19 protein-coding genes are annotated in these 22,793 nt (G+C 60.3%); 16 read left to right on the top strand and 3 right to left on the bottom strand.

Annotated features, from left to right (window positions below; translation table 11 throughout):
- Positions 1 to 90: 90 nt before the first annotated feature.
- From G5S35_RS34685 to G5S35_RS34675, 3 genes are all read right to left on the bottom strand, one after another.
- Positions 91 to 882: a fimbrial biogenesis chaperone gene (locus tag G5S35_RS34685; protein WP_080180256.1), complete on the bottom strand. Its 792-nt coding sequence runs from the start codon at positions 880 to 882 to the stop codon at positions 91 to 93.
- Positions 879 to 1,415, bottom strand: coding sequence for a Csu type fimbrial protein (locus G5S35_RS34680; RefSeq protein ID WP_080180255.1), 537 nt, complete (start codon positions 1,413 to 1,415; stop codon positions 879 to 881). Before G5S35_RS34680 ends, G5S35_RS34685 begins: the two co-directional genes overlap by 4 nt.
- 509 nt (positions 1,416 to 1,924) lie before the next feature.
- A complete protein-coding gene (locus G5S35_RS34675; protein WP_183040111.1) occupies positions 1,925 to 2,536 on the bottom strand; it encodes an ester cyclase in 612 nt (203 codons plus the stop codon).
- 383 nt (positions 2,537 to 2,919) lie between these two features.
- On the opposite strand from G5S35_RS34675, the gene G5S35_RS40125 reads away from it, so the two are divergent.
- From G5S35_RS40125 to G5S35_RS40210, 16 genes are all read left to right on the top strand, one after another.
- Entirely contained in the window at positions 2,920 to 4,455 is a 1,536-nt protein-coding gene (locus G5S35_RS40125; protein WP_065063971.1) for a methyl-accepting chemotaxis protein, read from the top strand.
- Positions 4,456 to 4,677: 222 nt separating this feature from the next.
- Positions 4,678 to 5,409, top strand: a complete 732-nt coding sequence (locus G5S35_RS34665; protein ID WP_173816788.1) for a gluconate 2-dehydrogenase subunit 3 family protein — start codon at positions 4,678 to 4,680, stop codon at positions 5,407 to 5,409.
- A 6-nt stretch (positions 5,410 to 5,415) separates the two neighbouring features.
- Positions 5,416 to 7,194: a GMC family oxidoreductase gene (locus tag G5S35_RS34660; RefSeq protein WP_065063967.1), complete on the top strand. Its 1,779-nt coding sequence runs from the start codon at positions 5,416 to 5,418 to the stop codon at positions 7,192 to 7,194.
- Positions 7,195 to 7,207: 13 nt separating this feature from the next.
- The gene (locus G5S35_RS34655) at positions 7,208 to 8,524 is read left to right on the top strand and encodes a c-type cytochrome (protein ID WP_183040110.1); all 1,317 of its coding nucleotides are present in this window, start codon (positions 7,208 to 7,210) and stop codon (positions 8,522 to 8,524) included.
- 767 nt (positions 8,525 to 9,291) lie between these two features.
- Positions 9,292 to 11,400, top strand: a complete 2,109-nt coding sequence (locus G5S35_RS34650) for a type VI secretion system Vgr family protein (RefSeq protein WP_183040109.1) — start codon at positions 9,292 to 9,294, stop codon at positions 11,398 to 11,400.
- Positions 11,401 to 11,404: 4 nt separating this feature from the next.
- On the top strand, positions 11,405 to 12,286 hold the full coding sequence (locus tag G5S35_RS34645) for a DUF4123 domain-containing protein (protein WP_176081405.1): 882 nt from the start codon (positions 11,405 to 11,407) through the stop codon (positions 12,284 to 12,286).
- Positions 12,287 to 12,303: 17 nt separating this feature from the next.
- A complete protein-coding gene (locus G5S35_RS34640; protein WP_183040108.1) occupies positions 12,304 to 14,868 on the top strand; it encodes a T6SS effector BTH_I2691 family protein in 2,565 nt (854 codons plus the stop codon).
- Entirely contained in the window at positions 14,868 to 15,863 is a 996-nt protein-coding gene (locus G5S35_RS34635; protein WP_183040107.1) for a DUF6708 domain-containing protein, read from the top strand. Before G5S35_RS34640 ends, G5S35_RS34635 begins: the two co-directional genes overlap by 1 nt.
- A gap of 229 nt (positions 15,864 to 16,092) precedes the next feature.
- On the top strand, positions 16,093 to 17,088 hold the full coding sequence (locus G5S35_RS34630) for a DUF6708 domain-containing protein (protein WP_183040106.1): 996 nt from the start codon (positions 16,093 to 16,095) through the stop codon (positions 17,086 to 17,088).
- A 23-nt stretch (positions 17,089 to 17,111) separates the two neighbouring features.
- Positions 17,112 to 18,293, top strand: a complete 1,182-nt coding sequence (locus tag G5S35_RS34625) for a hypothetical protein (RefSeq protein WP_183040105.1) — start codon at positions 17,112 to 17,114, stop codon at positions 18,291 to 18,293.
- Complete coding sequence (locus tag G5S35_RS34620; protein WP_183040104.1) at positions 18,239 to 18,649, top strand: hypothetical protein; 411 nt, start codon at positions 18,239 to 18,241, stop codon at positions 18,647 to 18,649. Before G5S35_RS34625 ends, G5S35_RS34620 begins: the two co-directional genes overlap by 55 nt.
- On the top strand, positions 18,649 to 19,683 hold the full coding sequence (locus G5S35_RS34615) for a DUF6708 domain-containing protein (RefSeq protein WP_183040103.1): 1,035 nt from the start codon (positions 18,649 to 18,651) through the stop codon (positions 19,681 to 19,683). Before G5S35_RS34620 ends, G5S35_RS34615 begins: the two co-directional genes overlap by 1 nt.
- A 15-nt stretch (positions 19,684 to 19,698) precedes the next feature.
- A protein-coding gene (locus tag G5S35_RS34610) for an IS3 family transposase (RefSeq protein WP_183040102.1) occupies positions 19,699 to 20,855 on the top strand; the annotation gives its coding sequence in 2 pieces (ribosomal slippage) (positions 19,699 to 19,966 and positions 19,966 to 20,855; 1,158 coding nt in all).
- A gap of 264 nt (positions 20,856 to 21,119) precedes the next feature.
- Positions 21,120 to 22,100: a DUF6708 domain-containing protein gene (locus tag G5S35_RS34605; protein WP_176081402.1), complete on the top strand. Its 981-nt coding sequence runs from the start codon at positions 21,120 to 21,122 to the stop codon at positions 22,098 to 22,100.
- Between the two features lie 61 nt (positions 22,101 to 22,161).
- The gene (locus tag G5S35_RS34600; RefSeq protein ID WP_110327075.1) at positions 22,162 to 22,419 is read left to right on the top strand and encodes a PAAR domain-containing protein; all 258 of its coding nucleotides are present in this window, start codon (positions 22,162 to 22,164) and stop codon (positions 22,417 to 22,419) included.
- An 18-nt stretch (positions 22,420 to 22,437) separates the two neighbouring features.
- Positions 22,438 to 22,725 carry a c-type cytochrome gene (locus G5S35_RS40210; RefSeq protein ID WP_183040101.1) on the top strand — a complete coding sequence of 96 codons (288 nt, stop codon included), beginning with the start codon at positions 22,438 to 22,440 and terminating at the stop codon, positions 22,723 to 22,725.
- Positions 22,726 to 22,793: the final 68 nt, after the last annotated feature.

Below are 22,793 nucleotides of genomic sequence, written 5' to 3'. Positions count from 1 at the left end.
GGCGACATACGGCCTCCTCCTTCACTGCGACCCGCGCGCGCCTCCCGAGCGGCACGCAGCCGTTCCCTGCCCTGATCGCGCGAAACGCGCTCATCCACCCTGCTCGATCGCCACCGCGCCTTCCACCGGCTGCGTGTTGACCGTGGCGCGCACCTTCATGCGGCCGATCTTCGCGTCGGGCGGCACCGGCACGTTCCACTGCCGGCCCTGATGCCCGAGCGCGTAGCCGAGCAGCCCGTGCGTGACGTCCCAGCTATGGCCCGAGTCGTCGAAAAGCTGCACCGCCGAAATCTGCGCGCGCCGCTGGCCTGCGTTGTCGGCGCGCAGCGCATAACCGTGCGCGCCGTGCACGAGCCGCCACGTCAACGCAGGCGGCGCCATGCCGCCGCGCGGTTCGACGAACACCGGCACCGAATAGCGCAGGCGGATCGTCACGCCGTCCGCGTTCGCCGTGCCCGGCGCGGGCAATTCGTCGATCAGCAGGCGGTAGCTCAGTTCGGCGTTCGCGTTCTCCGCCGTTGCGGGCGCGCTCGCGCCGCTCGCTGCGTTCGCCACATTCGCGGCGCCTGCCGGATTCACGCGCACGAGCCGCACGAGTTGATCGCCATGCGGCGCGATCTCGATGAGCGGCGGACTGGCGATGACGTCGGCGGTGGGCGTGAGCACGTCGTCGCCGTCCGCCTGGGTCCAGTGGAACACGCGCACCTGGCCGTAAAGCGGCGTATCGCCGGGATTTCGCAGCGTGAGTCCGGTGGCGTTCTCGCTCGCGGAGAACTCGATCGTCACCGGCGAGATCTGCAACGTGGCCGCGAATGCGCCGCCTGCGAACGCCCACAGCCACGCCGCCGCGAACGCGGCACAACCCGCCCGGCGCGCGCTCAAAAGTAGACCGTCGCGGTGACCGTGGTCTGGTAGGTGTCCGGTTTCGGCGTGGTTTGCGCCGGCACCTGGCCGTACACCGTGAGCGTTTGCGCCGAGCCGGTGCCCGTGCCGGCCACCGTGTTGGTGCCCTGCGTGTTGCCCCAGATCGTCGTGCGGCCCGCATCCTGATAGAGCTGAAAGCCGACGGTGGTCGTGGTGTTGCCGGTGGCCGTGCCCGCCATCAAGCGGCTCGCGACCGTGGACCCGGTGACGTTGCCGCCGTCGAGGCCGACGTTATAGGGCGTCGTGTTCGTGCAGGTGACGCTCAGCGTGGTCTGCTGGTTGATGGCCGTGGACAGCACGCCGTTCGTGCCGAAGGCCAGCGGATTGGCGGCGATCGCGCAGTTCGCCTGCAGCGTGAGCGTGACGTTGAAGGTGGCCGTGGCGGTGCCGTTGGAATACACGGCGGCGTCGGCCAGCGGCACGAAAGGCACCACGGGCAAGCCTGCAAGCGCCAAGCCGAGCGCGGCGGAACGGAGATTTTTGCGTTTCATCGACCTTGCTCCTGCATGCCAATCCGCGTGAGCGAATCACATCGGAAAACGGGGAAGAAAAACGGATTCGGTAAGGAATTTATACGAAGAACGTCACTTTACCTTTAACGGAATTACATTTTGTTACAGTTTGCGCATGCGATGCAGATAAGCTCAGTAAGACCTGCCTCACTTAATGCGTGCTTAATCGATATCAGTAGAACTTACGCGCGACATTATGCGCAACCGATGCGTTATCGAGGCGCGCACGACGCCACGGCGCTTTCATGATATTCCTTGCAGCAAGGGCTATTACGGATATTGTCGGGAACGCATATTGCGCGCTTAAAACGCTTACTCGGCGGATTTCTTTAAAGACCAAACCAGCGCATTCGATCATAAAAAACGCGATGCGATTTAAATCGCATCGCGTATTAGATAAACCCGGTTTTCGTGCCGCAGTGAGTAGTTACATTTGCGCCGTTTCAGCACTCATTCAGCATCGCTTTACCCTGTCGCTTTGCGCGCCATCACTTTGCCACTGCACCCACTTGTTGCAGAAAGGTGAGATTGTCTTCGATATGCCAGTTATCGGTGATCTTGCCGTCGCGAATGCGGTAGATGTCCGTCGCGATGAAATCCACCGGTTGTCCCTTGCCCTGCACGCCGTTGAACGTGCCGGTGAAGTGCCCCGTGAAATGCAGATGCGTCACCACGCGGTCCCCGGCCACGACCATCTGCTCGATGTCGGCGTGCACGTCGGGCACTGCTGTATGAAACACCTTCGACGCCGCGAGCGGACCCGCCACGCCTTGCGGACGTCCCGCGGGCAACGTGCGATCCGTGAAATCCGGCGCGAGCGCGGCGCGCGCCTGAGCTTCGTCGCCCGTGCTCCAGAACGTGTCGTAGAGACGCGCGGCATGAATCTGCTGGTCGCGCTGCTGCGGGGGCAGGCTGCCGTCGACGATCAGTTCGCGCGGCTGCGCAAGTTCGCCGCCCGCGGCACTCGCGGCACTCGCGGCACTCGCGGCACTCGCGGCACTCGCGGCACTCGCGGGCGCGGCGACGCCGAGCGAAGCGGCGAAAACGGCTGCGACGGCAGCGGTAGACAAGCGGGCAAACGAGCGGATAGGCGTCTTCATGATGGGCTCCAGGTCGTGGGCGAGGTGCGTCTCGCGGTGCAGTGACGTCATTCTGCGCACCGCCGCGGCCTTTGATAATGAGTCCGTCGATGGAAGGATTTTCAAAAACTTCAGAAAGATAGCGAAAGACTCGGCAAGTTCCGCACGACCGTTCGACAACGTTTGCGTTCTCGGGAAGCCTTGCCTGGCGTGCCTCGGCGCTTTCGAGCGCTTTTCTTACAGCCTGATTTCAAAGGAATTTCAGTAGTTCCTTAAAAATATTTTAGCTTTGCCCTAAATATGGTCAGACGAATGTCGATAAGGAGGAGACGCCCGCGTCAGATCAGCCGCCGTAGATGCTGTTCGCCGCGCCACGTCCTCCCTGGTCAAATCGGTACAGACGCATGACACTTACGATCAGAGCGCGGATTGCGCTCACCTTCGCACTTCTCGCCGCCCTGCTCACCGTTTCCGGCGTACTGGGCTTCATCAGCACGGAAAAGGCGAACAGCGCGAACCGCGATACCTATCGCAACAAGCTCGCCGAATCCACGGCGATCGACAACGCGGAAATCTACATCGCGCGCACGCGTCTCGTGCTCGACCGCGTGGCGCTGCATCCGGAAGCGCCCACGGTCCCCGACCAGCTGCAGCGCGCAGCGGGCTTCTTCAAGAACTCCGACGAGTGGTGGAGCAAGTTCCAGCAGATGCCGCACGAGCCGGACGAACTGCCGCTGATCGAGAAGACCACCGAGCGCCGCACCAATATGCGCGACGCGGTGTCGGCCTTCACGAAGGCGCTGCAATCGGGCGACAAGACAACGGCCGACAACATCGCGATGACGCAGCTCTCCGATCTCTACAGCGCGATGAGCGCCGCGAACAACGAGGTCAAGAAGCATCTCTACGAGAACGCGAAGACGCGCTACGAGCAGGCTGAATCGAACTTCTACATGTTCTCGACGATCAGCGCCGTGATGGTGGTGCTCGGTCTCGTGGCCGCCGGTCTCGGCTGGATCATGCTGAGCCGCGCGATCATGACGCCGCTGAACTATGCGCTCGACAGCCTCCAGCAGATTTCGGGCGGCAATCTGAGCCAGACCGTGCGCGCCAACCGCAACGACGAAATGGGCACGCTGCTGGAAAGCATCGAAAAGACCCGCAAGGAACTCGGCGGCGTGACGGGCGCGGTGCGCTCGGGCAGCGAGTCCGTGTCGGTGGCCACGCGCCAGATCGCGGCGGGCATGATCGATCTGTCCGCGCGCACGGAGGAACAGGCCGCGTCGCTGCAGGAAACGGCCGCCAGCATGAACGAGCTGACCTCGGCGGTGAAGCAGAACACCGACAACGCGCGCACCGGCAGCGACCTCGCGCAGACCGCCGCCAGCGTCGCGGCGCGCGGCACCGAAGTCGTGCAGCAAGTCGTGAACACGATGGACGAGATCGAAGGCAGCTCGCGCAAGATCTCCGACATCACGGCGATGATCGAAGGCATCGCGTTCCAGACCAATATTCTCGCGCTCAACGCGGCTGTGGAAGCGGCGCGCGCCGGCGAGCAGGGCCGCGGCTTCGCCGTGGTCGCGAGCGAAGTGCGCTCGCTCGCGCAACGTTCGGCAGCGGCGGCGAAGGAGATCAAGGATCTGATCGCCAACTCGGTCGAGACCGTTTCGCACGGCACGAATCTCGTGTCGTCGGCGGGCGCGACGATGTCCGAACTGCATACGGCGGTCGAGCGCGTCACCGCGATCATGAACGAGATCGCTTCGGCGTCGGAGCAGCAGCAAAGCGGCATCGAGCAGGTCGACACCGCCGTCACGCAGATGGACGAAGTCACGCAGCAGAACGCCGCGCTCGTCGAACAGGTGACGGCCGCCGCGCAGGCGCTCGACACGCAGTCGAGCAAGCTCAGCAGCACCGTGCAGGTTTTCCGCGTCGCTTGATGCGGACTGGCGTGGCGCGTTTCCGGCAGTCCGGGAAACGCGCCACGCCGGATCGGCTGTATTGAACGCCACGCATCAGCTTCGTTTTAACCAGGCAACATCCAGGCAACATCCAGGCAGCACCCACTAGCAACACACGCGCGTCATCGCGGCCTGCGCAGCGCTGCACCGCCACGCCGCCGACTGCACGCACCCCACGCCACTCGCTGGAGTCCCCCTATCATGACATCGCCTGACAAGGCGGGCCGCCGCTCGTTCCTCAAAGGATCGATTGCGATCGTACCCGTCGCCGCCGTCGGCACGGCCTCCGCCGTGCTGCGTCCCACCGCGGACGACATCAAGCGCTCCGCGCCGCCGCCCGACACCCCCGCCCAGGAAAACTATCAGCCCGGCTATTTCACGCCCGACGAATGGGCTTTCGTGAACGCCGCGTGCGACTGCCTGATCCCGAAGGATCACATCGGCCCCGGCGCCGTCGAACTGGGCGTGCCGCAATACATCGACCGTCAACTGCAAACCGGTTACGGCGACGCTTCGCGCTGGTATATGCAAGGCCCCTTCCAGAAGGGCGCGCCCGAGTTCGGCTATCAGTCGAAGCTCACGCCGAAGGAACAGTATCGCCTCGGCATTCGCGCGATCGATGCTTATTGCAAGGCGCATTTCGGCGGCAAGACCTTCGCGCAGCTCGACAAGGAAAAACAGATCGCATTCCTGAAGGATGTCGAAGGCGGCAAGATCCAGGACGACTTCAACGTCAAGTCGTTCTTCAGCGGCTTCCTGCTCAAGAACACCATGGAAGGCTTCTTCGGCGACCCGATGTACGGCGGCAACAAGGACATGGGCGCGTGGAAGATGATCGGCTATCCGGGCGCGCGCGCGGATTACGTCGAGTGGGTCAGCGAATCGAAACCCTATCCGTATGGCCCGGTCAGCCAGTACGGAAAGCGAGGTTAAAAACATATGGCAACAGTGAAAAAGAAGGCCGTGGATGCCGTGATCGTCGGCTTCGGCTGGACCGGCTCGATCATGGCGATGGAGTTGTGCAGCGCAGGCCTCGATGTGGTCGCGCTCGAACGCGGCGACGGCCGCGACACGATTCCGAATTTCGCGTATCCGCAGATCGTCGACGAGATCAAGTATTCCGCGCGCAACGCGCTGCTGCAGAATCTCTCGAAGACGACCGTCACCACGCGTCACACGAAGAACGACACGGCCCTGCCCTATCGTCAGATCGGCTCGTTCAAACCGGGCGAAGGCGTCGGCGGCGCGGGCACGCACTGGTCGGGCGTACAGTCGCGCGTGACGCCGGAAGAACTGCGTCTCTACAGCCGCGTGAAGGAACGCTACGGCGAGAAGTTCATCCCCGAAGGCATGCAGCTGCAAGACTGGGGCGTGACCTACGACGAACTCGAACCGCATTTCGACCGCTGGGAATATGTGTGCGGCACCTCGGGTCGCGCGGGCAACATCAAGGGAAAACCGCAGGAAGGCGGCAATCCGTTCGAAGCGTATCGCTCGCGTGAATTCCCGCTGCCGCCGCTGCCCGATCACCCGACCGGACGTCTGTTCGCGAAGGCCGCGCGCGAACTCGGCTACAAGCCGTTCGCGCTGCCCGCAGGCAACGCCTCGGGCGCCTACACGAACGAGTACGGCTGCCAGCTCGGCCCGTGCAACTTCTGCGGCTTCTGCAGCGACTACGGCTGCCTGAACTACTCGAAAGCCTCGCCGCAAACCGCCATCATTCCGGCGCTGCTGCGCAAGCCCAATTTCGAACTGCGCGTGAATTCGCACGTGCTGCGCGTCGAACTCGACAAGGACGGCAAGCAGGCCATCGGCGTCACCTATATCGACGCTCAGGGCAACGAAGTCTTCCAGCCCGCCAACATGGTCGTGCTGGGCGCGTTCCAGCTGCACAACATCCGTCTGATGCTGTCGTCGAAGATCGGCACGCCGTACAACGTCGATACCGGCGAAGGCACCGTGGGCCGCAACTTCTGCTACCAGGTGCTCAACAGCGTCAACATGTTCTGGGACAAGGACGTTTACATCAACCAGTTCATGGGCGCGGGCGGCGGCGGTCAGGCGATCGAAGAGTTCAACGCGGACAACTTCGATCACAGCAAGCTCGGCTTCATCGGCGGCGGCATCATCTGGGGTCGTCAGACCGGTAACGGTCCGGTGCGCGGCATTCCGCTGCCCAAGGGCACGCCCAAGTGGGGCGGCGAGTGGAAGCAGGCCGTGGCGGACAACTTCCTGCACACGGGCCGCATCGAATCGCAGATCAGCAACATGGCGTATCGCGGCTGCTTCGCCGACCTCGATCCGACCTACAAGGACGCCTACGGCGAGCCGCTGCTGCGCATCACGCTCGACTGGCAGGACAACGATCTGCGCGCCTCGGAATACGTGGCCGGCAAGATGATGGAGATCGGCCGCCAGATGAACCCGAAGAGCATCTCGGGCCGCATTCTGAAGCCGGGCGCGCACTGGGACACGCGCGCGTACCAGAGCACGCACGTGAACGGCGGCACGTCGATGGGCGCCGATCCGAAGACCTCGGTGGTCAACAAGTACCTGCAAAGCTGGGACGTCTCGAACGTGTTCGTGCTGGGCGCGAGCGTGTTCGCGCACGGCATCGGCTACAACCCGACCGGCCTTGTCGGCGGTCTGGCGTACTGGGCCGCGGCGAATATCCGCGAACGTTATTTGAAGAACCCCGGCCCGATGGTCCAGGTTTGAGGAGCCACACGACATGCGCAAACTTTCTGTAGCACTCGTCGCGGTCGTGGTGGTGGTGGGCGGCCTGTGGGCCGGCAGCCGCTCGAAGCCCGCCGTGACCATCGACCCGCAGGCGCTCGCCGCGCCGGGCAACGCCGCACGCGGCGAATACCTCGCGCGCGCGGGCGACTGCATGGCCTGCCACACCGCCAAGGGCGGCGCGCCGTTCGCGGGCGGCGTGCCGCTCGCGACGCCGCTGGGCGCCGTGTATTCGACCAACATCACGCCGGACAAGGCGCACGGCATCGGCGACTGGAGCTTCGACGACTTCGTGCTGGCGATGCGCGAAGGCGTGACGCCGAAGGGCCGCCATCTGTATCCGGCGATGCCGTACACGTCGTATGCGAAGGTCAGCGACGCCGACCTGAAGGACCTGTACGCGTACTTCACGAACCAGGTCGCCGCCTCGCCGCAGCCGAACACGCCCGCGGACATTCCGTGGCCGCTGAACCTGCGCTGGCCGCTGGCGTACTGGAACCGCGTCTTCCACGACGACGCGCGCTTCAAGTCCGACGACGCGCACAGCGTCGAATGGAACCGCGGCGCGTACCTCGTGCAAGGCCTCGCGCACTGCGGCACCTGCCACACGCCGCGCGGCGTGGGCTTCCAGGAAGTCGACCTGAGCGGGCTGAGCGCGCGCTACCTGAGCGGCGCGAAGATCGACGGCAGCGCGCCGGTCAATCTGCGCGGCGACAAGGGCGTGGGCCTCGGCGATTGGAAGGAAGAGGACATCGTGGCGCTGCTGAAGACGGGCCGCAACGCGCACTCGGCCGTGACGGGCCCGATGGGCGAAGTGGTCGAGCACAGCACGCAGCATCTGAGCGATGCCGACCTGCACGCGATCGCGGTGTACCTGAAGAGCCTGACGCCGGCCTCGACGGACGCGGCCGCGCCCGCCTACAAGGCCGACGACGCGACGCTCACGGCGATCATGACGGGCCACGCGAACGACGTGGGCTCGCGCATCTACATCGACAGCTGCGCGGCCTGCCACCGCCAGAACGGTGAAGGCGCGGCGCGCGTGTTTCCGTCGCTGGCGAACAACCCGTCGGTGCTGGCCGAGCATCCGGACTCGCTGATCGCGGTGATTCTGGCGGGCTCGCGCCTGCCGTCGACGGCATCGGCGCCGGCGCCGCTGGCGATGCCGCCGTTCGCCTGGCGCTACGACGACGACGAAGTCGCGCAACTCGCGACCTTCGTCCGATCGGCGTGGGGCAATCACGCAAGCGCAGTGAGCGCGGATGATGTGAAGCGCGTACGCGCCCAAATGGGCCTGGAAGCGAAGCGGTAAAACAGCGGTAAACACCGGCAAACCGAGGGTTTGCCGGTGTCCTTCACGGCGCGCGCAGCGCCGCCGAGCGGACGGCGTCACACTGGCGGTACAGGGCCGCCTGATCGATGGCGAATCACGCGTCGGCTTACACGCCTTTGCCTGCAAGTCCAAAACACGCCCGGTCTCCACAGACCGCTCCAGGCTTTTAAATCGGTGACGGAGCGCCCCGTCTCCTGGCCGATGTTTGTATCCGCAACGTAGCGCACTGCCCAGCCGCAACAGCACGACGATGCCACAGCATTCGCGCGGTATTTCAGCATGTGCGTGATGAGGATCATTGGTGCGGCGCTCGCCCATGCGACCAATTTAGTCGATACATAGGCCAGTAGTTTCGCATCATGTCCGGGCACAGCCAGCCCCCGTAAAACGCAGCCCGAAGCGGCTTGACGGCAGGTGTTGGATCGGGCGATATACGAGTGATACTCGATGCGTCATCGCCAGACCGCAGCACACTGCTCTCTTCAAATGCCAGGCAAATCTGTCCCAGTGATTCAAGAAATTTGAGTTCGCTGTCTCGTCGTTCGTTTGATTGCCTTTAATCAATCAAATCCAAACGAGCAGGCAGACTAATTCAATCCATATTCAAATTAAGAATACTCCCATTCAAGGGCGATTTATGCATCGCGACAATGGGGCGGCATGGTGCTTAAGCTTCCACCTCCAACAGGGCCACGCAAGACTCAGCCATGACTTCGCTCTCGCAAAGAGCCTCCGGGGAATCCTTCATGCCGCGTCAGTCCGACCTTCGTTTCACCTTCGAGCCGGCAAGCGGCTTGCAGTTTGATGTGCTGGAGTTTGATTTCAATGAAGCATTGTCCGAAACCTTCTCGCTCAGGCTGAAACTATCCAGCATTAACCCCGCCGTCGATTTCGCCCAGATTCTCGATCAGCCGGCGCTCTTTACGCTTTGGCGTGGCAACACACCGGCGCGCTATGTCCACGGGCTAGTGAGTTTGTTTGAACAGGGTGAGACCGGCTTCAGACGCACGCGCTATCACGCAGTTGTTGAACCAACGCTCGCACGCGCGAGCCTGCGTAGCAACTGGCGAATCCACCAGCAAAAAAGCGTTCCGCAGATTTTGCAGACGCTCATGAGCGAACAGGGCATCACCGATTACGAGCAGATGATGTTCCTCGAGCATCTACCGCGCGAGTATTGCGTGCAGCCCGGCGAAACCACGCTCGAGCACATCTTCAGACTTTCAGCCGAAGAAGGCATCTATACCGCATTCACGTTTGCCAGGACCGGCCATCGGCTGATTCAAGGCGACAAGCTTATCGTGCATGGCGCGATCGAGGGCGGCCCGGTCTCCTATAACCCGAATCCGGGTGGCGACGCACCGGAACCTGCCCTGCACAGCTTCCGTTACACCGAGCATGTCAGGACCGCCCGTCAGGTCCAACTCGATTATTCCTTTAAGAATCCGCGTTATAACCAGCGTCAGGTGCAGGACGGTGTCAGTCTCGACCATCAGGGTAAGGACTACGAGCGCTACGACTATCCGGGGCGGTACAAGCGTGACGAAGCAGGCAAACCGTTCACGCAAACACGGCTGCTCGCGCTGCGGCGGGACGCGCGCATGGTCGTGGTAAAGGGCGACGACGCGCGCCTCGTTCCCGGCATGGCTTTCACGCTCGACGGCCATCCGCGCGAGGAATGGAATCGCAACTGGCGACCGGTGCGTATCGTGCATCACGGCAAACAGCACGTCAGCCAGCAGGAGGAATCGGCTGAAGCCGAGCAAGGTACGCAGTACTGCTACGAAGCTGAACTCGTGCCCGATGACGTCGAATGGAAGGCACCGCTGCTTCCCAAACCGCGCATCGACGGCCCGCAGATCGCCACCATCACCGGGCCGGCGGGCGAGGAAATACACTGCGACGAGTATGGCCGGGTGATCGTGCAGTTTCCGTGGGACCGCGAAGGCAAGAACGACGACCATAGCTCCTGCTGGATTCGTGTGGCGACGAACTGGGCCGGTTCGACTTGGGGGCATCAGGCGATTCCGCGCATCGGTCAGGAAGTCATCGTCGATTTCCTCGATGGCGATTGCGACCAGCCGGTCATCGTCGGGCGCACCTATCGTGCGACCAACCTGCCGCCGTATGAATTGCCGCGCCACAAGACGCGCATGACCATTAAAAGCCAGACCCACAAAGGCGACGGTTTCAACGAACTGCGCTTCGAGGACGAAAAGGATCAGGAAGAGATTTACGTTCACGCGCAGAAGGATCAAAACATTCACGTCAATCACGACGAGACGACCTTCGTGGGGAACGACCGCGACGAGACCGTCGAGCACGACGAGCGCGTTGCCATCGGACACGACCGCACGGAGACGGTGGGCAATGACGAGCAGGTCAGCGTGGGGCATAACCGTACGCACCGGGTCGGGCAAGACGCAACCCTCTCAGTCGAGCGCAACCACACAATCGGCGTCGGTAAGGATCGAGTCGAAACAGTCGGCAATCATCGCAAGGACCAGACCACTGCGAACCACATCGTCGATGTGGGCGGCCACGTCGAAGCAACCGTGCAAGGGCATCACACGCTCTCGGCTGGGCAAAGTATCGAGCAGCAAACACAGAAGTTCGAATTGCAGGCCAGCGACCGGGCAGTGATTCGCGGTCCCGGTGGCACCATCACCATCGACAACAGCGGCATCACCATCGAAGGCGTCGCGATCAAACTCAAAGGGGCGATGACGCAGTCGAGCGGTGCTGGCAATGCGCTCAGTATTAACGGCGACCCCGTGACTGGAGACCCCATCTGCGTAAGTTGCCTGCTCAAGGCGATCACCGAAGGCCGCAGCGTCGTTCGGATGCAGGAGTAATCATATGTCAACGAGCTTCACCGATCTTTTATTCGATGACCTGCGCGTGTCGTCCACCTGCACGGTCACGGGTCTCGTGGAAATGTCGCGTCTCGACCCTGCAAAGCGGGAAAAACTCCTTTTGCAGCATGACGGCAATGCATGGCCGCTCCTGTCGCAGCCTGAATTTGAGAACTTGCGCATGATCGGCCCCTGGGCGTTCGGACCCGGTACGAGAACATCGCTGGACGGTCAACATCAGTTCTATCGCAACCTGAGCCGCCAAGCCGGTGACGCCATATGCGGCTGGATTACCAGCGAGCTTCCGCCAGATCAACTGGCGCTGCATCTCGCTGGAGCCAACATTGCCTACACGCCAGATGGCGAGCGTTACCTCTTGCGCTATCACACCGAAGTCGCGCTACCGGTGCTGCATGAGCAGCGGCAACAACCGGGCGTGCGCGCGCTGTTCGCGCCGGTCACAACATGGTGGTATCCGCTCGCCCACGCCTCCCGCGCGGCCTGGAAAGCAGTGCGAGGCGAGAAGATGCTCCATGCCCCGGCAATCGCGCCCATCACACTGGATGAGCACGTCTGGACCGCCCTGGCGGGCGATCCGCTGGCATACGTCCTGGCCGATCGACTCGGAAAAACCATTGAGGCCGAACGACCGGAAGCAAATTGTTACGGCATTCGCCTGGGCGTGGTTCAGCGCTCTCTGGCGGAGGCTCGCCAGCGCGGGCTGACTCGCACCGGCGACCTTGGAGACTACGTGACGTTCATGGTGCAGCAAGGGCACGTTCCGGCGCTGGATAGCGATCCGCACTGGACCTCCGCCATCGAAGCAGCCAAAAGCGGCGGCCCATCACTCGCTCAAGCCTATCGCGCCCTGCGCTTCAAAGCATAATTCTAAAAACATCGATCATGGCCACGTGGAAAGACCTATTCGACCAATGCGATAGCAACCGTTCCGTGCTGGAGCGCGTGCTGGGCAACGGCCCAGCCGTTGCTTGCAGGCCCACCTTCAGTTTTCTGCCGTTACGCTATGCCGCCGTCACGGGCGAGCCTCAATCCCTCAAGGCGCTTCCTGCGTTGCCGGCAAATCTACAACGCCCGCAGCATGTCCGAAAACTCAATCAAAGCGCCTACGCAGTATGCGCACTGCGCGAGGGCTTTCTATACGTGCTGGCAAATCGCGGCGGCGCGTACCAGTGGGAAGGACAATTCAGCGTTGACGCGAACGGCGCGCTGGCCTACCTCTCTGCCGACAAGCCTTGGGACAAGGCGAAACCCGATTTTCAGAATCTGAGCAATCTGAAGTGGTCGGTTGCGCTGCATGACATCGACGGCATTGGCGAACTGCGTGTGATGTTCACGCCGGATCCGCTTACCGCAAAGATGCTGGACCGCTATCAGAATCAGCCGAGCTATCGAAACACAATGCAGCGCTTCGATATCCGGCAGCTTGCCTATTCCTGCGTCAACGCGCCCGACAGCGTGCTGACGCGCGATCAGTTCGATCTGGTGGCCGACTTCGCCGCCGAGAAGACACCGGAGTTGGCCACGCTGCTGGCCGATCAGGCCTTCGCGCGGGCGACGGTGCCGTTCGCCGCACTGCGCGCGAGCATGGGTCCGGCCGCTGGGCAAACGGGTGACCGTGGCGTTGCGCTCGTGCTGGACGACGGGCTGGGCATCACTCAGTCGCTCAACGCCTGGCGCAACCGGAGCGTGCAGTTCATTGAAGACTACCTGCGCAAAAGCGACCCCGGCGACGACAAGGGCGTGGACAATCACCGCAAGTACGTCATTGCGTTCGCGATCGACAATCTGAAAAAGACGCTCGCCGAGCAGGCCGAGCAGCAGTATCTCGACAGCGAGCGCAGCATCGGTGTCGTCTATACCGATCCAGGCTATAGCACCGGCAACGCGCAGGCGGCGATTATGTCCACCGGCAACTATCGCACCTACCGCAACCCCGCTGATCAGGCCGCAAAACAGCGTACCAAGATCGACCAGCTTCGCCGCGACGCCTGGGAAGACAAGTACGCAAATTACGTTGACGAGCGCCGTCGCCAGCACTTCCTCACGGAGTACCGGACGATGGTCGCGAAAGCCGATGCCATCAAGGACGCACGTGCCAGGGACCACCTCACCTGGCTGACCAGTCAGCGGTTACAGGAAGCGATGCTTGCTTACGACCGCAGGGATGCCGCTCAGGGCCTGTATTTCGAGAGCCAACTCGCCGCGGCGATGGTCGGCATGAACGCCTGCAAGGATGGCGATGAGCTATTGGCAGGCTGGGCAAATGGCCCCACCGCACTGACCAATCTCGTGTGGCGGACACTCGCACAGAATCAGGAAGCGACGGAAAAGGAAATCGAAAAGCTGCTGGCGCAGCGCGGCCACCTGGTCGGCCTCTCGGAGAGTCAACTCGACGATACGATCAAAAATCTGGCGGCGATCTACGACAGGAGCCATTCGGTGGTCGAAGACTTCGAGGCTGCAATCGAGCATGCCGGACCGGGCAACAAGCGCATGTTCGGCGGCGTGCTGCTCGCCAACGTGCTGGGCAATCGCCTGTTCGAAAGCAAGGCGGCCAGCCTGCTGGATACGCCGACCAATGTCGTGCTGGCGTGGATCTTCAAGGCGCGGCTGGGTCGCTTCGCGCAGCAGATGCATCTTGAGACGCGCGGCGGGATCGCGTTAAGCAATGGCGTGAAGAGGTCGATCAACACGGCGGCGTCGGAGAGTTTCGCGAAAGCGCTCAAGGCGGGTGTCAAGGGACCGATGGCTGAACTGCGGGTGGCGTCGGTGCTTGCGTTGCTGGAGGCGTGGAACCTCAAGATCAAGGCGGGTAAGTCGGACAAGGGCAGTCGCGAGTATCTCGAACTCACCGCTGCGGTGATGGCGACGAGCGCGGCGGGGCTGGAACTGGGTGGTGCGGCGGTTGGACTGGCGGAGCGCACTGGCAATGTGGTGGTGCGTCAGGCGGCGACGGTGTTCAGGAGTGGGTTGCGGTTGAATGCCGGGGTGGTGGCGGGGGGAGCGGCGTTTGTGGGGGCGGCCTATGATTTCTGTGATGCTGAAGATGCATTTGGAAATCAGAGGATGAGCCTCGCCCTCGTATATTCATTCCGCGCAATGAGTCAGGTCGGCTCCGGCGTCTTGTCTATTGGTTTTGGGTTGGCCTATGGTGCGCCTTTCCTGCGGTACATGGCGCGGAAGTACGCAAGCCGATGGGTCTTCCTCGAATCGACCGCAGACATTGCAGCCAAACTTGCGCTGAAAACAGCGTTCATGTTGCGTTGGTGCATACGCATTAACGTCGCGATCTTCGTGCTTTCCTTAGTTATCGAGTACATGCTTCCCAACGACCTCGAAATCTATCTGGATCACTGCACGTTCCGCAAAAATCGAAGTGACGCCGCGACCGACTCAGAAGCCAAGGAAGTGGCGATATTTCAGCGCGCCGTGGAGAACACCCTCTAATGTACCTTTGGGAATGGCTTTTTTACGACAATCGCGAGCCGGGCGATTACGAGCGCTGGAAGGACAAGGCCGAAAAGCGGGCACGGGAAACAGGCAAGCCCGTTGGGGCCGCCAACGTCACGGAAAGCGTATCCAACACGGTCACGGATAGCGATTCGATCTATGCCTATAACGAGACTTATATAGACATGCGCACGCCGCACGACGAAAAGCGAGGGTTGATCACGCTTTTTTTAGGTGGGGGACTTCTAATGCTCAGCAGATTTTTTGCTTTGATCCTCTGCATGTTTATCGAGTCACTTCTAACTGGTCACGCCAGGAACGGAGGGATCATGGAACGTGGGGACTACCTCATGGCCTCACTTACGGTCTGCTCTATTGCATGCGGGATCTACATATACGTGAAATACCTTTTCCGCTACCTTCGCCTTGAAGCATTCACTGCTCGCCGCATTATCGTTCGCTTCAACCGCGTGACGCGCAAGGTTTATCTCCTTCGCCCGAAGCATATTGGCGGCATCGTGACCTTGGATTGGAACAAGACCGAAGCCGCTGTCGATCCTTCCATGCGTCGTGAGGTGTTACCCGGTGGAGGTTTTCTAATTCTCGGCTGGGAAAAAGGTGCGGTCTACGATGTAGACGGGCATCTCAAAGACGACTATGAAATCACCTTTGTCGGACGCACCGCCCGTAACGGTGCTGAGCTGCTAGCGTTTTGGGAATACATCCGCCGCTACATGGAGATCGGTCCTGAAGCCGCACCGCCACCCAAGAAGTTGCTCAGCAAGACGCCCTGGCCGTGGCTCTCATTCGAGGCGGCGTGGAACATCCTGCCCTTGCGCGGCCTGCACGAAAGCGGCATGTGGCCCATGTTCGTGCTGGTCAAGCTGATGCTTTTACCGGTCACACTCATTCACGCCACCGGCCACTGGATTTCCCTGCTGCTCTGTTACGAGCCGAAGTTCCCCCCGTCGATTGAAAACGCAGGAAAGTGACCACTACGATGCAAAACCAACTTTAGATATCTGCATTCATGCAGCATTAGTAATTCCGCATCAGCGAAGTGATCTTTATCCTATCTATCGCCATCGAATACATGCTGCCTAACGACTTCGAAATCTATCTGGATCACTGCACGTTCCGCAAAAATCGAAGTAACGCCGTGGCCGACTCGGAAGCCAAGGAAGTGGCGATATTTCAGCGCGCTGTGGAGAATACCCTCTAATGTACCTTTGGGAATGGCTTTTTTACGACACTCGCAAGCCGGGCGATTACGAGCGCTGGAAGGACAGGGCCGAAAAGCGGGCACGGGAAACAGGCAAGCCAGTCGGTGGCCCCAACGTCAGGGAAAGCGTATCCAACACGGTCACGGATAGCGATTCGATCTATACGCATAACGACACTTATATAGACGTACGCACGCCACATGACGAGAAGCGAGGACTTATCACTCTCCCATTAGGTTTCGGCCTAGTTTTGTTCATAACCATGTTGGCGTTTTGTCTATACTTTTTCGGCCACGCAGTTGTGACTGGCCGCGCCGCGAACGGAGAAGTTGAAACTGGGCTTGATTACATATTGCTTGGCATTTCAGTCTTAGTACCACTCTGTAGCCTCTACGCTTACTTCAAGTACCTGCTCCGCTATCTGCGCCTCGAAGCCTTCACCGCGCGACGTTTGATCGTTCGCTTCAATCGGATCACACGTAAAGTCTACCTTCTGCGTCCGAACAATATTGGCGGCATCGTGGCCTTGGATTGGGACAAGACCGAAGCCGCTGTCGATCCTTCCATGCGTCGTGAGGTGTTACCCGGTGGAGGTTTTCTAATTCTCGGCTGGGAAAAAGGTGCGGTCTACGATGTAGACGGGCATCTCAAAGACGACTATGAAATCACCTTTGTCGGACGCACCGCCCGTAACGGTGCTGAACTGCTCGCGTTCTGGGAATACATCCGCCGCTACATGGAGATTGGTCCTGAAGCCGCACCGCCACCCAAGAAGTTGCTCAGCAAAACGCCCTGGCCGTGGCTTTCATTCGAAGCCGCCTGGAACACCCTGCCCTTGCGCAGCCTGCGCGAAAGCGGCATGTGGCCCATGTTCGTGCTGGTCAAGCTGATGCTTTTACCGGTCACGCTCATTCACGCCACCGGCCACTGGATTTCCCTGCTGCTTTGTTACGAGCCGAAATTCCCACCTTCGATTGAGAACGCGGGAAAGTGAGGGTTTCGATTGGCGTTGTTTATATGAATACCGTCTATGGTGGGAGCAATGTGCAGGCCGCAAAACAGCGTACCAAGATCGACCAGCTTCGCCGCGACGCCTGGGAAGACAAGTACGCAAATTACGTTGACGAGCGCCGTCGCCAGCACTTCCTCACGGAGTACCGGACGATGGTCGAGAAAGCCGATGCCATCAAGGACGCACGTGCCAGGGACCACCTCACCTGGCTGACCAGTCAGCGGTTACAGGAAGCGATGCTTGCATACGACCGCAGGGATGCCGCTCAGGGCCTGTATTTCGAGAGCCAACTCGCCGCGGCGATGGTCGGCATGAACGCCTGCAAGGATGGCGATGAGCTATTGGCAGGCTGGGCAAATGGCCCCACCGCACTGACCAATCTCGTGTGGCGGACACTCGCACAGAATCAGGAAGCGACGGAAAAGGAAATCGAAAAGCTGCTGGCGCAGCGCGGCCACCTGGTCGGCCTCTCGGAGAGTCAACTCGACGATACGATCAAAAATCTGGCGGCGATCTACGACAGGAGCCATTCGGTGGTCGAAGACTTCGAGGCTGCAATCGAGCATGCCGGACCGGGCAACAAGCGCATGTTCGGCGGCGTGCTGCTCGCCAACGTGCTGGGCAATCGCCTGTTCGAAAGCAAGGCGGCCAGCCTGCTGGATACGCCGACCAATGTCGTGCTGGCGTGGATCTTCAAGGCGCGGCTGGGTCGCTTCGCGCAGCAGATGCATCTTGAGACGCGCGGCGGGATCGCGTTAAGCAATGGCGTGAAGAGGTCGATCAACACGGCGGCGTCGGAGAGTTTCGCGAAAGCGCTCAAGGCGGGTGTCAAGGGACCGATGGCTGAACTGCGGGTGGCGTCGGTGCTTGCGTTGCTGGAGGCGTGGAACCTCAAGATCAAGGCGGGTAAGTCGGACAAGGGCAGTCGCGAGTATCTCGAACTCACCGCTGCGGTGATGGCGACGAGCGCGGCGGGGCTGGAACTGGGTGGTGCGGCGGTTGGACTGGCGGAGCGCACTGGCAATGTGGTGGTGCGTCAGGCGGCGACGGTGTTCAGGAGTGGGTTGCGGTTGAATGCCGGAGTGGTGGCGGGGGAGCGGCGTTTGTGGGGGCGGCATTCGATGCAAAGGATATGGCGGATGCTTTCCAGTCAAATAAGAGTTCACTGGAACTCGCGTATGGTTTAAGAGCGACGGCTCAGGTAGGTACGGGTTTCCTTTCCTTCGGCTTCGGCCTCGGACTGGCCTATGGCGCGCCGTTCTTGAAATATATGTCGGAGAAATATGCACAGAATCAGTTTTTGAGGGCGGCTGCAAATCAGGCCGCAAAGCTGGCTCTTAAGACCGCCTTTATGCTCCGCTGGTGTATCCGCATCAATGTCGTGATCTTTGTCCTATCCATCGCCATCGAATACATGCTGCCTAACGAGCTTGAAACGTATCTGGATCACTGCACTTTCCGCAAGAACCGCAGTAACGGTCTGGCTGACTCCGAAGCAAAAGAAGTGGATATTTTCCTGCGCGCCGTGGAGAACACCCTCTAATGTACCTATGGGAATGGCTGGCTTTCGAAGGTCGTATTGGTGTCGACGACAAAAAACCTGAACAGAGCACGGAGGAAGTCGAAAGGGCCGTAAAAGGCATTCCCATGGCGACCGTGAAGGGGAGTCTGTCAAGCACGATCACAGACAACAACTCTCTCTATGCGTATAACGACACTTACATAGACGTGCGCACGCCACATGACGAGAAGCGAGGACTTATCACTCTCCCTTTAGGTTTCGGCCTAGTTTTGTTCATAGTCATGTTGGCGTTTTGTCTATACTTTTTCGGCCACGCCGTTGTGACTGGCCGCGCCGTGAATGGGGAAGTAGAGACAGGGCTTGATTGCATATTGCTCGGCATTTCGGTGTTAGTACCACTCTGTAGCCTCTACGTCTACTTCAAATACCTCTTCCGGTATCTCCGCCTCGAAGCCTTCACCGCGCGCCGTTTGATCGTTCGCTTCAATCGGATCACACGTAAGGTCTATCTCCTGCGCCCGAAGAATATCGGCGGCATCGTCGCTTTAGATTGGGACAAGACTCAGGCGGCAGTGGACCCTTCGATGCGTCATGAGGTGTTACCCGGCGGAGGCTTTCTGATTCTTAGCTGGGATACGGGCGCGGTCTATGATGCCGATGGCAAACTCACCGACGATTTCGACGGAACCTTCGTCGGACGCACCGCCCGTAACGGTGCTGAACTACTCGCCTTCTGGGAATACATCCGCCGCTACATGGAGATTGGTCCTGAAGCCGCACCGCCACCCAAGAAGTTGCTCAGCAAAACGCCCTGGCCGTGGCTCTCGTTCGAAGCCGCCTGGAACATCCTGCCCTTGCGCGGGCTGCGCGAAAGCGGCATGTGGCCCATGTTCGTGATGGTGAAGGTAATGCTCCTGCCGGTCACGCTCATTCACGCCACAGGTCACTGGATTTCCCTGCTGCTCTGTTACGAGCCGAAGTTCCCACCTTCGATTGAAAATGCGGACAAGTGGCCTTCCCCTGTTCTCCCGGACACATCAGCTAAGCTGACGTAATCCTGAGAGGATGGAATGAGCAGAACAAGAAGGCACTTCACCGACGAATTCAAACGCGAGGCGGTCCGGCTATGCAACGAGCCGGGTGCTGTCGTAACCCAGATAGCGCGCGACCTTGGCATTGGCGAGAATCTGCTGCGCCGTTGGGTCAGGTTGGCGCGAGATGGGGCGCTGGAGATGGACGCCAGCAAGCCACTGCGAGCCGAAGCACTTTCCGAAGTACAGCGCCTGCAGCGCGAGTTGAGGCGGGTCACGATGGAACGCGACATTCTAAAAAAAGCGCTCGGCTACTTCGCGAAGGACCCGCAGTGAAGTACGCCTGGATAGTACGGCAGCGCGGCGTCTGGCCGACTCGGGCCATGTGCCGGTTGCTCGGGGTCTCGCATAGCGGTTTCTACGAATGGCTCGGTCGAGCACCGGGCAAGCGTTCGCAGGAGAATGTTCGACTCGCGCGGCTGGTCCGGGAAAGTTTCGAGTTAAGCGACAAGACCTACGGTAGCCCACGCATCTGGCACGATCTGCGTGCAGCGGGCGAACGCTGTGGAGTGAATCGTGTTGCCCGACTGATGCAGCAGGCTGGATTGCAGGCTCGACAGCGGCGACGGCGCATGCCGGGCAATTCAGGGGCTGCGGCGGCTCACGGCATCGCGCCGAATTACCTGCAACGCCAGTTTGAAGCCGACTCGCCGAACCAGAAATGGGTCGCCGACTTTACCTATATCTGGACTGCGGAAGGCTGGTTGTTCGTTGCCGCCGTGATGGACCTGTACTCGCGCCGCATCGTCGGCTGGTCAATGAGCAATACGATGCACGCAAAGATGGTGGCCGATGCGTTGCTGATGGCGCTCTGGCGTCGAGGGCGACCAGCCGAATTGATACATCACAGCGACCAGGGCAGCCAATACACCAGCGAGGACTTCCAGTCGCTACTCAGGCAGCAAGGCATTACCTGCAGCATGAGTCGTCGCGGTGATTGTTGGGACAATGCCGCGATGGAAAGCTTCTTCAGCACCCTGAAGACAGAGCGTGTGAACCGAAGCGTCTATCGCACGAGGGACGCGGCGCGAGCCGACGTGTTCGATTACATCGAGCGTTTCTACAATCCGCATCGCCGACATTCAACACTGAACTTCCTTAGCCCGGTTCAGTTCGAGCAACGCATGACGGGCTAGTTTACCTGTCCGGAAAAGCGGGGGAAGGCCAAAGTGACCACTACGACGCAAAACCAACTTTAGATATCTGCATTCATGCTGCATTAGTAATTCCGCATCAGCGAAGTGATCTTTATCCTATCTAGCTATCGAATACATGCTGCCTAACGACCTCGAAACCTATCTGGATCACTGCACGTTCCGCAAGAGTCGAAGTAACGGCGTCGCCGATTCGGAAGCGATAGAAGTGGAGATTTTCCTGCGCGCAGTGGAGAGCACCCTCTAATGTACCTATGGGAATGGCTGGTCTACGAGGGGCGCGATAGTGCCGACGACAGTGAACTTGCTCGTAGCACGGAGGTTGATGAAAAGGCTCGAAAAAGCGTTCCTCTGGCAACCGTCAAGGAAAGATTTTCTGGCACTGTCACAGAAAATGATTCACTATATGCATACAACGATACATATATTGATGTGCGTACGCCATCCGACGAAAAGCGCGGATTGATCACACTTTTTCTCGGAATTGGTGGAATGGCGTGGCTTGGGGTATGTCTTTATGCAGTACTCTTACCTTTTCGAGCCTTTTTACATGGGGAGCGCGATTTCGATTTCGGTTTTTATTTCTTTTGTTTAACGGCTTTAGTCGTTGCTCTGGGATCTTTTTTCGTCTACGTTAAGTATCTCTTTCGCTATCTGCGCCTTGAGGCTTTCACCGCGCGCCGTTTGATCGTTCGCTTCAATCGGATCACACGTAAGGTCTATCTCCTGCGCCCGAAGAATATCGGCGGCATCGTCGCTTTAGATTGGGACAAGACTCAGGCGGCAGTGGACCCTTCGATGCGTCATGAGGTGTTACCCGGCGGAGGCTTTCTGATTCTTAGCTGGGATACGGGCGCGGTCTATGATGCCGATGGCAAACTCACCGACAATTTCGACGGCACCTTTGTCGGACGCACCGCCCGTAACGGTGCTGAACTGCTCGCCTTCTGGGAATACATCCGCCGCTACATGGAGATTGGTCCTGAAGCCGCACCGCCACCCAAGAAGTTGCTCAGCAAAACGCCCTGGCCGTGGCTTTCATTCGAAGCCGCCTGGAACACCCTGCCCTTGCGCAGCCTGCGCGAAAGCGGCATGTGGCCCATGTTCGTGCTGGTCAAGCTGATGCTTTTACCGGTCACACTCATTCACGCCACCGGCCACTGGATTTCCCTGCTGCTCTGTTACGAGCCGAAGTTCCCACCTTCGATTGAGAATGCGGGAAAGTGAAGATTTTGGTCAGTGAAACGCAATGCCTCGCCTCTGATTTTATTTTGCAGAAGGAGTTCTGATGAAACCCGTCGTTCTAGTCGGCCACCGTCATTCTTGCCCGCTGCATGGTCCGGGCACTGTCACCACCGGCGCTGCCGAGGCCAACATCAACGGCCGCGCCGTCGCGCGCGTCACCGATCGCATCAGCTGCGGCGCGACAATCATCACGGGCGCGACCAACTGCGAGGTCGAAGGTCACCCGGTCGCGCGTCGGGGCGACCACACCGATCACGGCGGTGTGCTCGAAGAAGGAGACGAAAACTGGATGGTCGAATAGGCAAGCAGCAGTGCGGCTGTGGCCGCCGCCAACCGATGGCGTCGCGCGAACCACGGTGCTGTCAGCACACTTAGTCGACTGCTTGAGCAACGACATCCCATAGAGCCTGCCACCGCCAGAACGGTGAAGGCGCGGCCCGTGTTCCCGCCGCTGGCAATGCCGCCGTTCGCCTGGCGCTACGACGACGACGAAGTCGCGCAACTCGCGACCTTCGTCCGATCGGCGTGGGGCAACCATGCAAGCGCGGTGAGCGCGGATGATGTGAAGCGCGTACGCGCCCAAATGGGCCTGGAAGCGAAGCTGTAAAACAGCGGTAAACACCGGCAAACCGAGGGTTTGCCGGTGTCCCTCACGGCGCGCGCAGCGCCGCAGGA

It is taken from the genome of Paraburkholderia tropica, from assembly GCF_014171495.1.
Lineage (GTDB): Bacteria > Pseudomonadota > Gammaproteobacteria > Burkholderiales > Burkholderiaceae > Paraburkholderia > Paraburkholderia tropica.
Note: the sequence above shows the minus strand (reverse complement) of the source record. Positions and strands in the feature narration are given on the sequence as shown.

Coding starts and splice junctions, on each gene's coding strand:
- G5S35_RS34675 (WP_183040111.1), bottom strand. CDS start 2,536: ATGAAGACGCCTATCCGCTCGTTTGCCCGCTTGTCTACCGCTGCCGTC.
- G5S35_RS34655 (WP_183040110.1), top strand. CDS start 7,208: ATGCGCAAACTTTCTGTAGCACTCGTCGCGGTCGTGGTGGTGGTGGGC.
- G5S35_RS34680 (WP_080180255.1), bottom strand. CDS start 1,415: ATGAAACGCAAAAATCTCCGTTCCGCCGCGCTCGGCTTGGCGCTTGCA.
- G5S35_RS40125 (WP_065063971.1), top strand. CDS start 2,920: ATGACACTTACGATCAGAGCGCGGATTGCGCTCACCTTCGCACTTCTC.
- G5S35_RS34665 (WP_173816788.1), top strand. CDS start 4,678: ATGACATCGCCTGACAAGGCGGGCCGCCGCTCGTTCCTCAAAGGATCG.
- G5S35_RS34640 (WP_183040108.1), top strand. CDS start 12,304: ATGGCCACGTGGAAAGACCTATTCGACCAATGCGATAGCAACCGTTCC.
- G5S35_RS34625 (WP_183040105.1), top strand. CDS start 17,112: ATGAATACCGTCTATGGTGGGAGCAATGTGCAGGCCGCAAAACAGCGT.
- G5S35_RS34620 (WP_183040104.1), top strand. CDS start 18,239: ATGGCGGATGCTTTCCAGTCAAATAAGAGTTCACTGGAACTCGCGTAT.
- G5S35_RS34615 (WP_183040103.1), top strand. CDS start 18,649: ATGTACCTATGGGAATGGCTGGCTTTCGAAGGTCGTATTGGTGTCGAC.
- G5S35_RS34645 (WP_176081405.1), top strand. CDS start 11,405: ATGTCAACGAGCTTCACCGATCTTTTATTCGATGACCTGCGCGTGTCG.
- G5S35_RS34650 (WP_183040109.1), top strand. CDS start 9,292: ATGCCGCGTCAGTCCGACCTTCGTTTCACCTTCGAGCCGGCAAGCGGC.
- G5S35_RS34660 (WP_065063967.1), top strand. CDS start 5,416: ATGGCAACAGTGAAAAAGAAGGCCGTGGATGCCGTGATCGTCGGCTTC.
- G5S35_RS34605 (WP_176081402.1), top strand. CDS start 21,120: ATGTACCTATGGGAATGGCTGGTCTACGAGGGGCGCGATAGTGCCGAC.
- G5S35_RS34630 (WP_183040106.1), top strand. CDS start 16,093: ATGTACCTTTGGGAATGGCTTTTTTACGACACTCGCAAGCCGGGCGAT.
- G5S35_RS34600 (WP_110327075.1), top strand. CDS start 22,162: ATGAAACCCGTCGTTCTAGTCGGCCACCGTCATTCTTGCCCGCTGCAT.
- G5S35_RS34635 (WP_183040107.1), top strand. CDS start 14,868: ATGTACCTTTGGGAATGGCTTTTTTACGACAATCGCGAGCCGGGCGAT.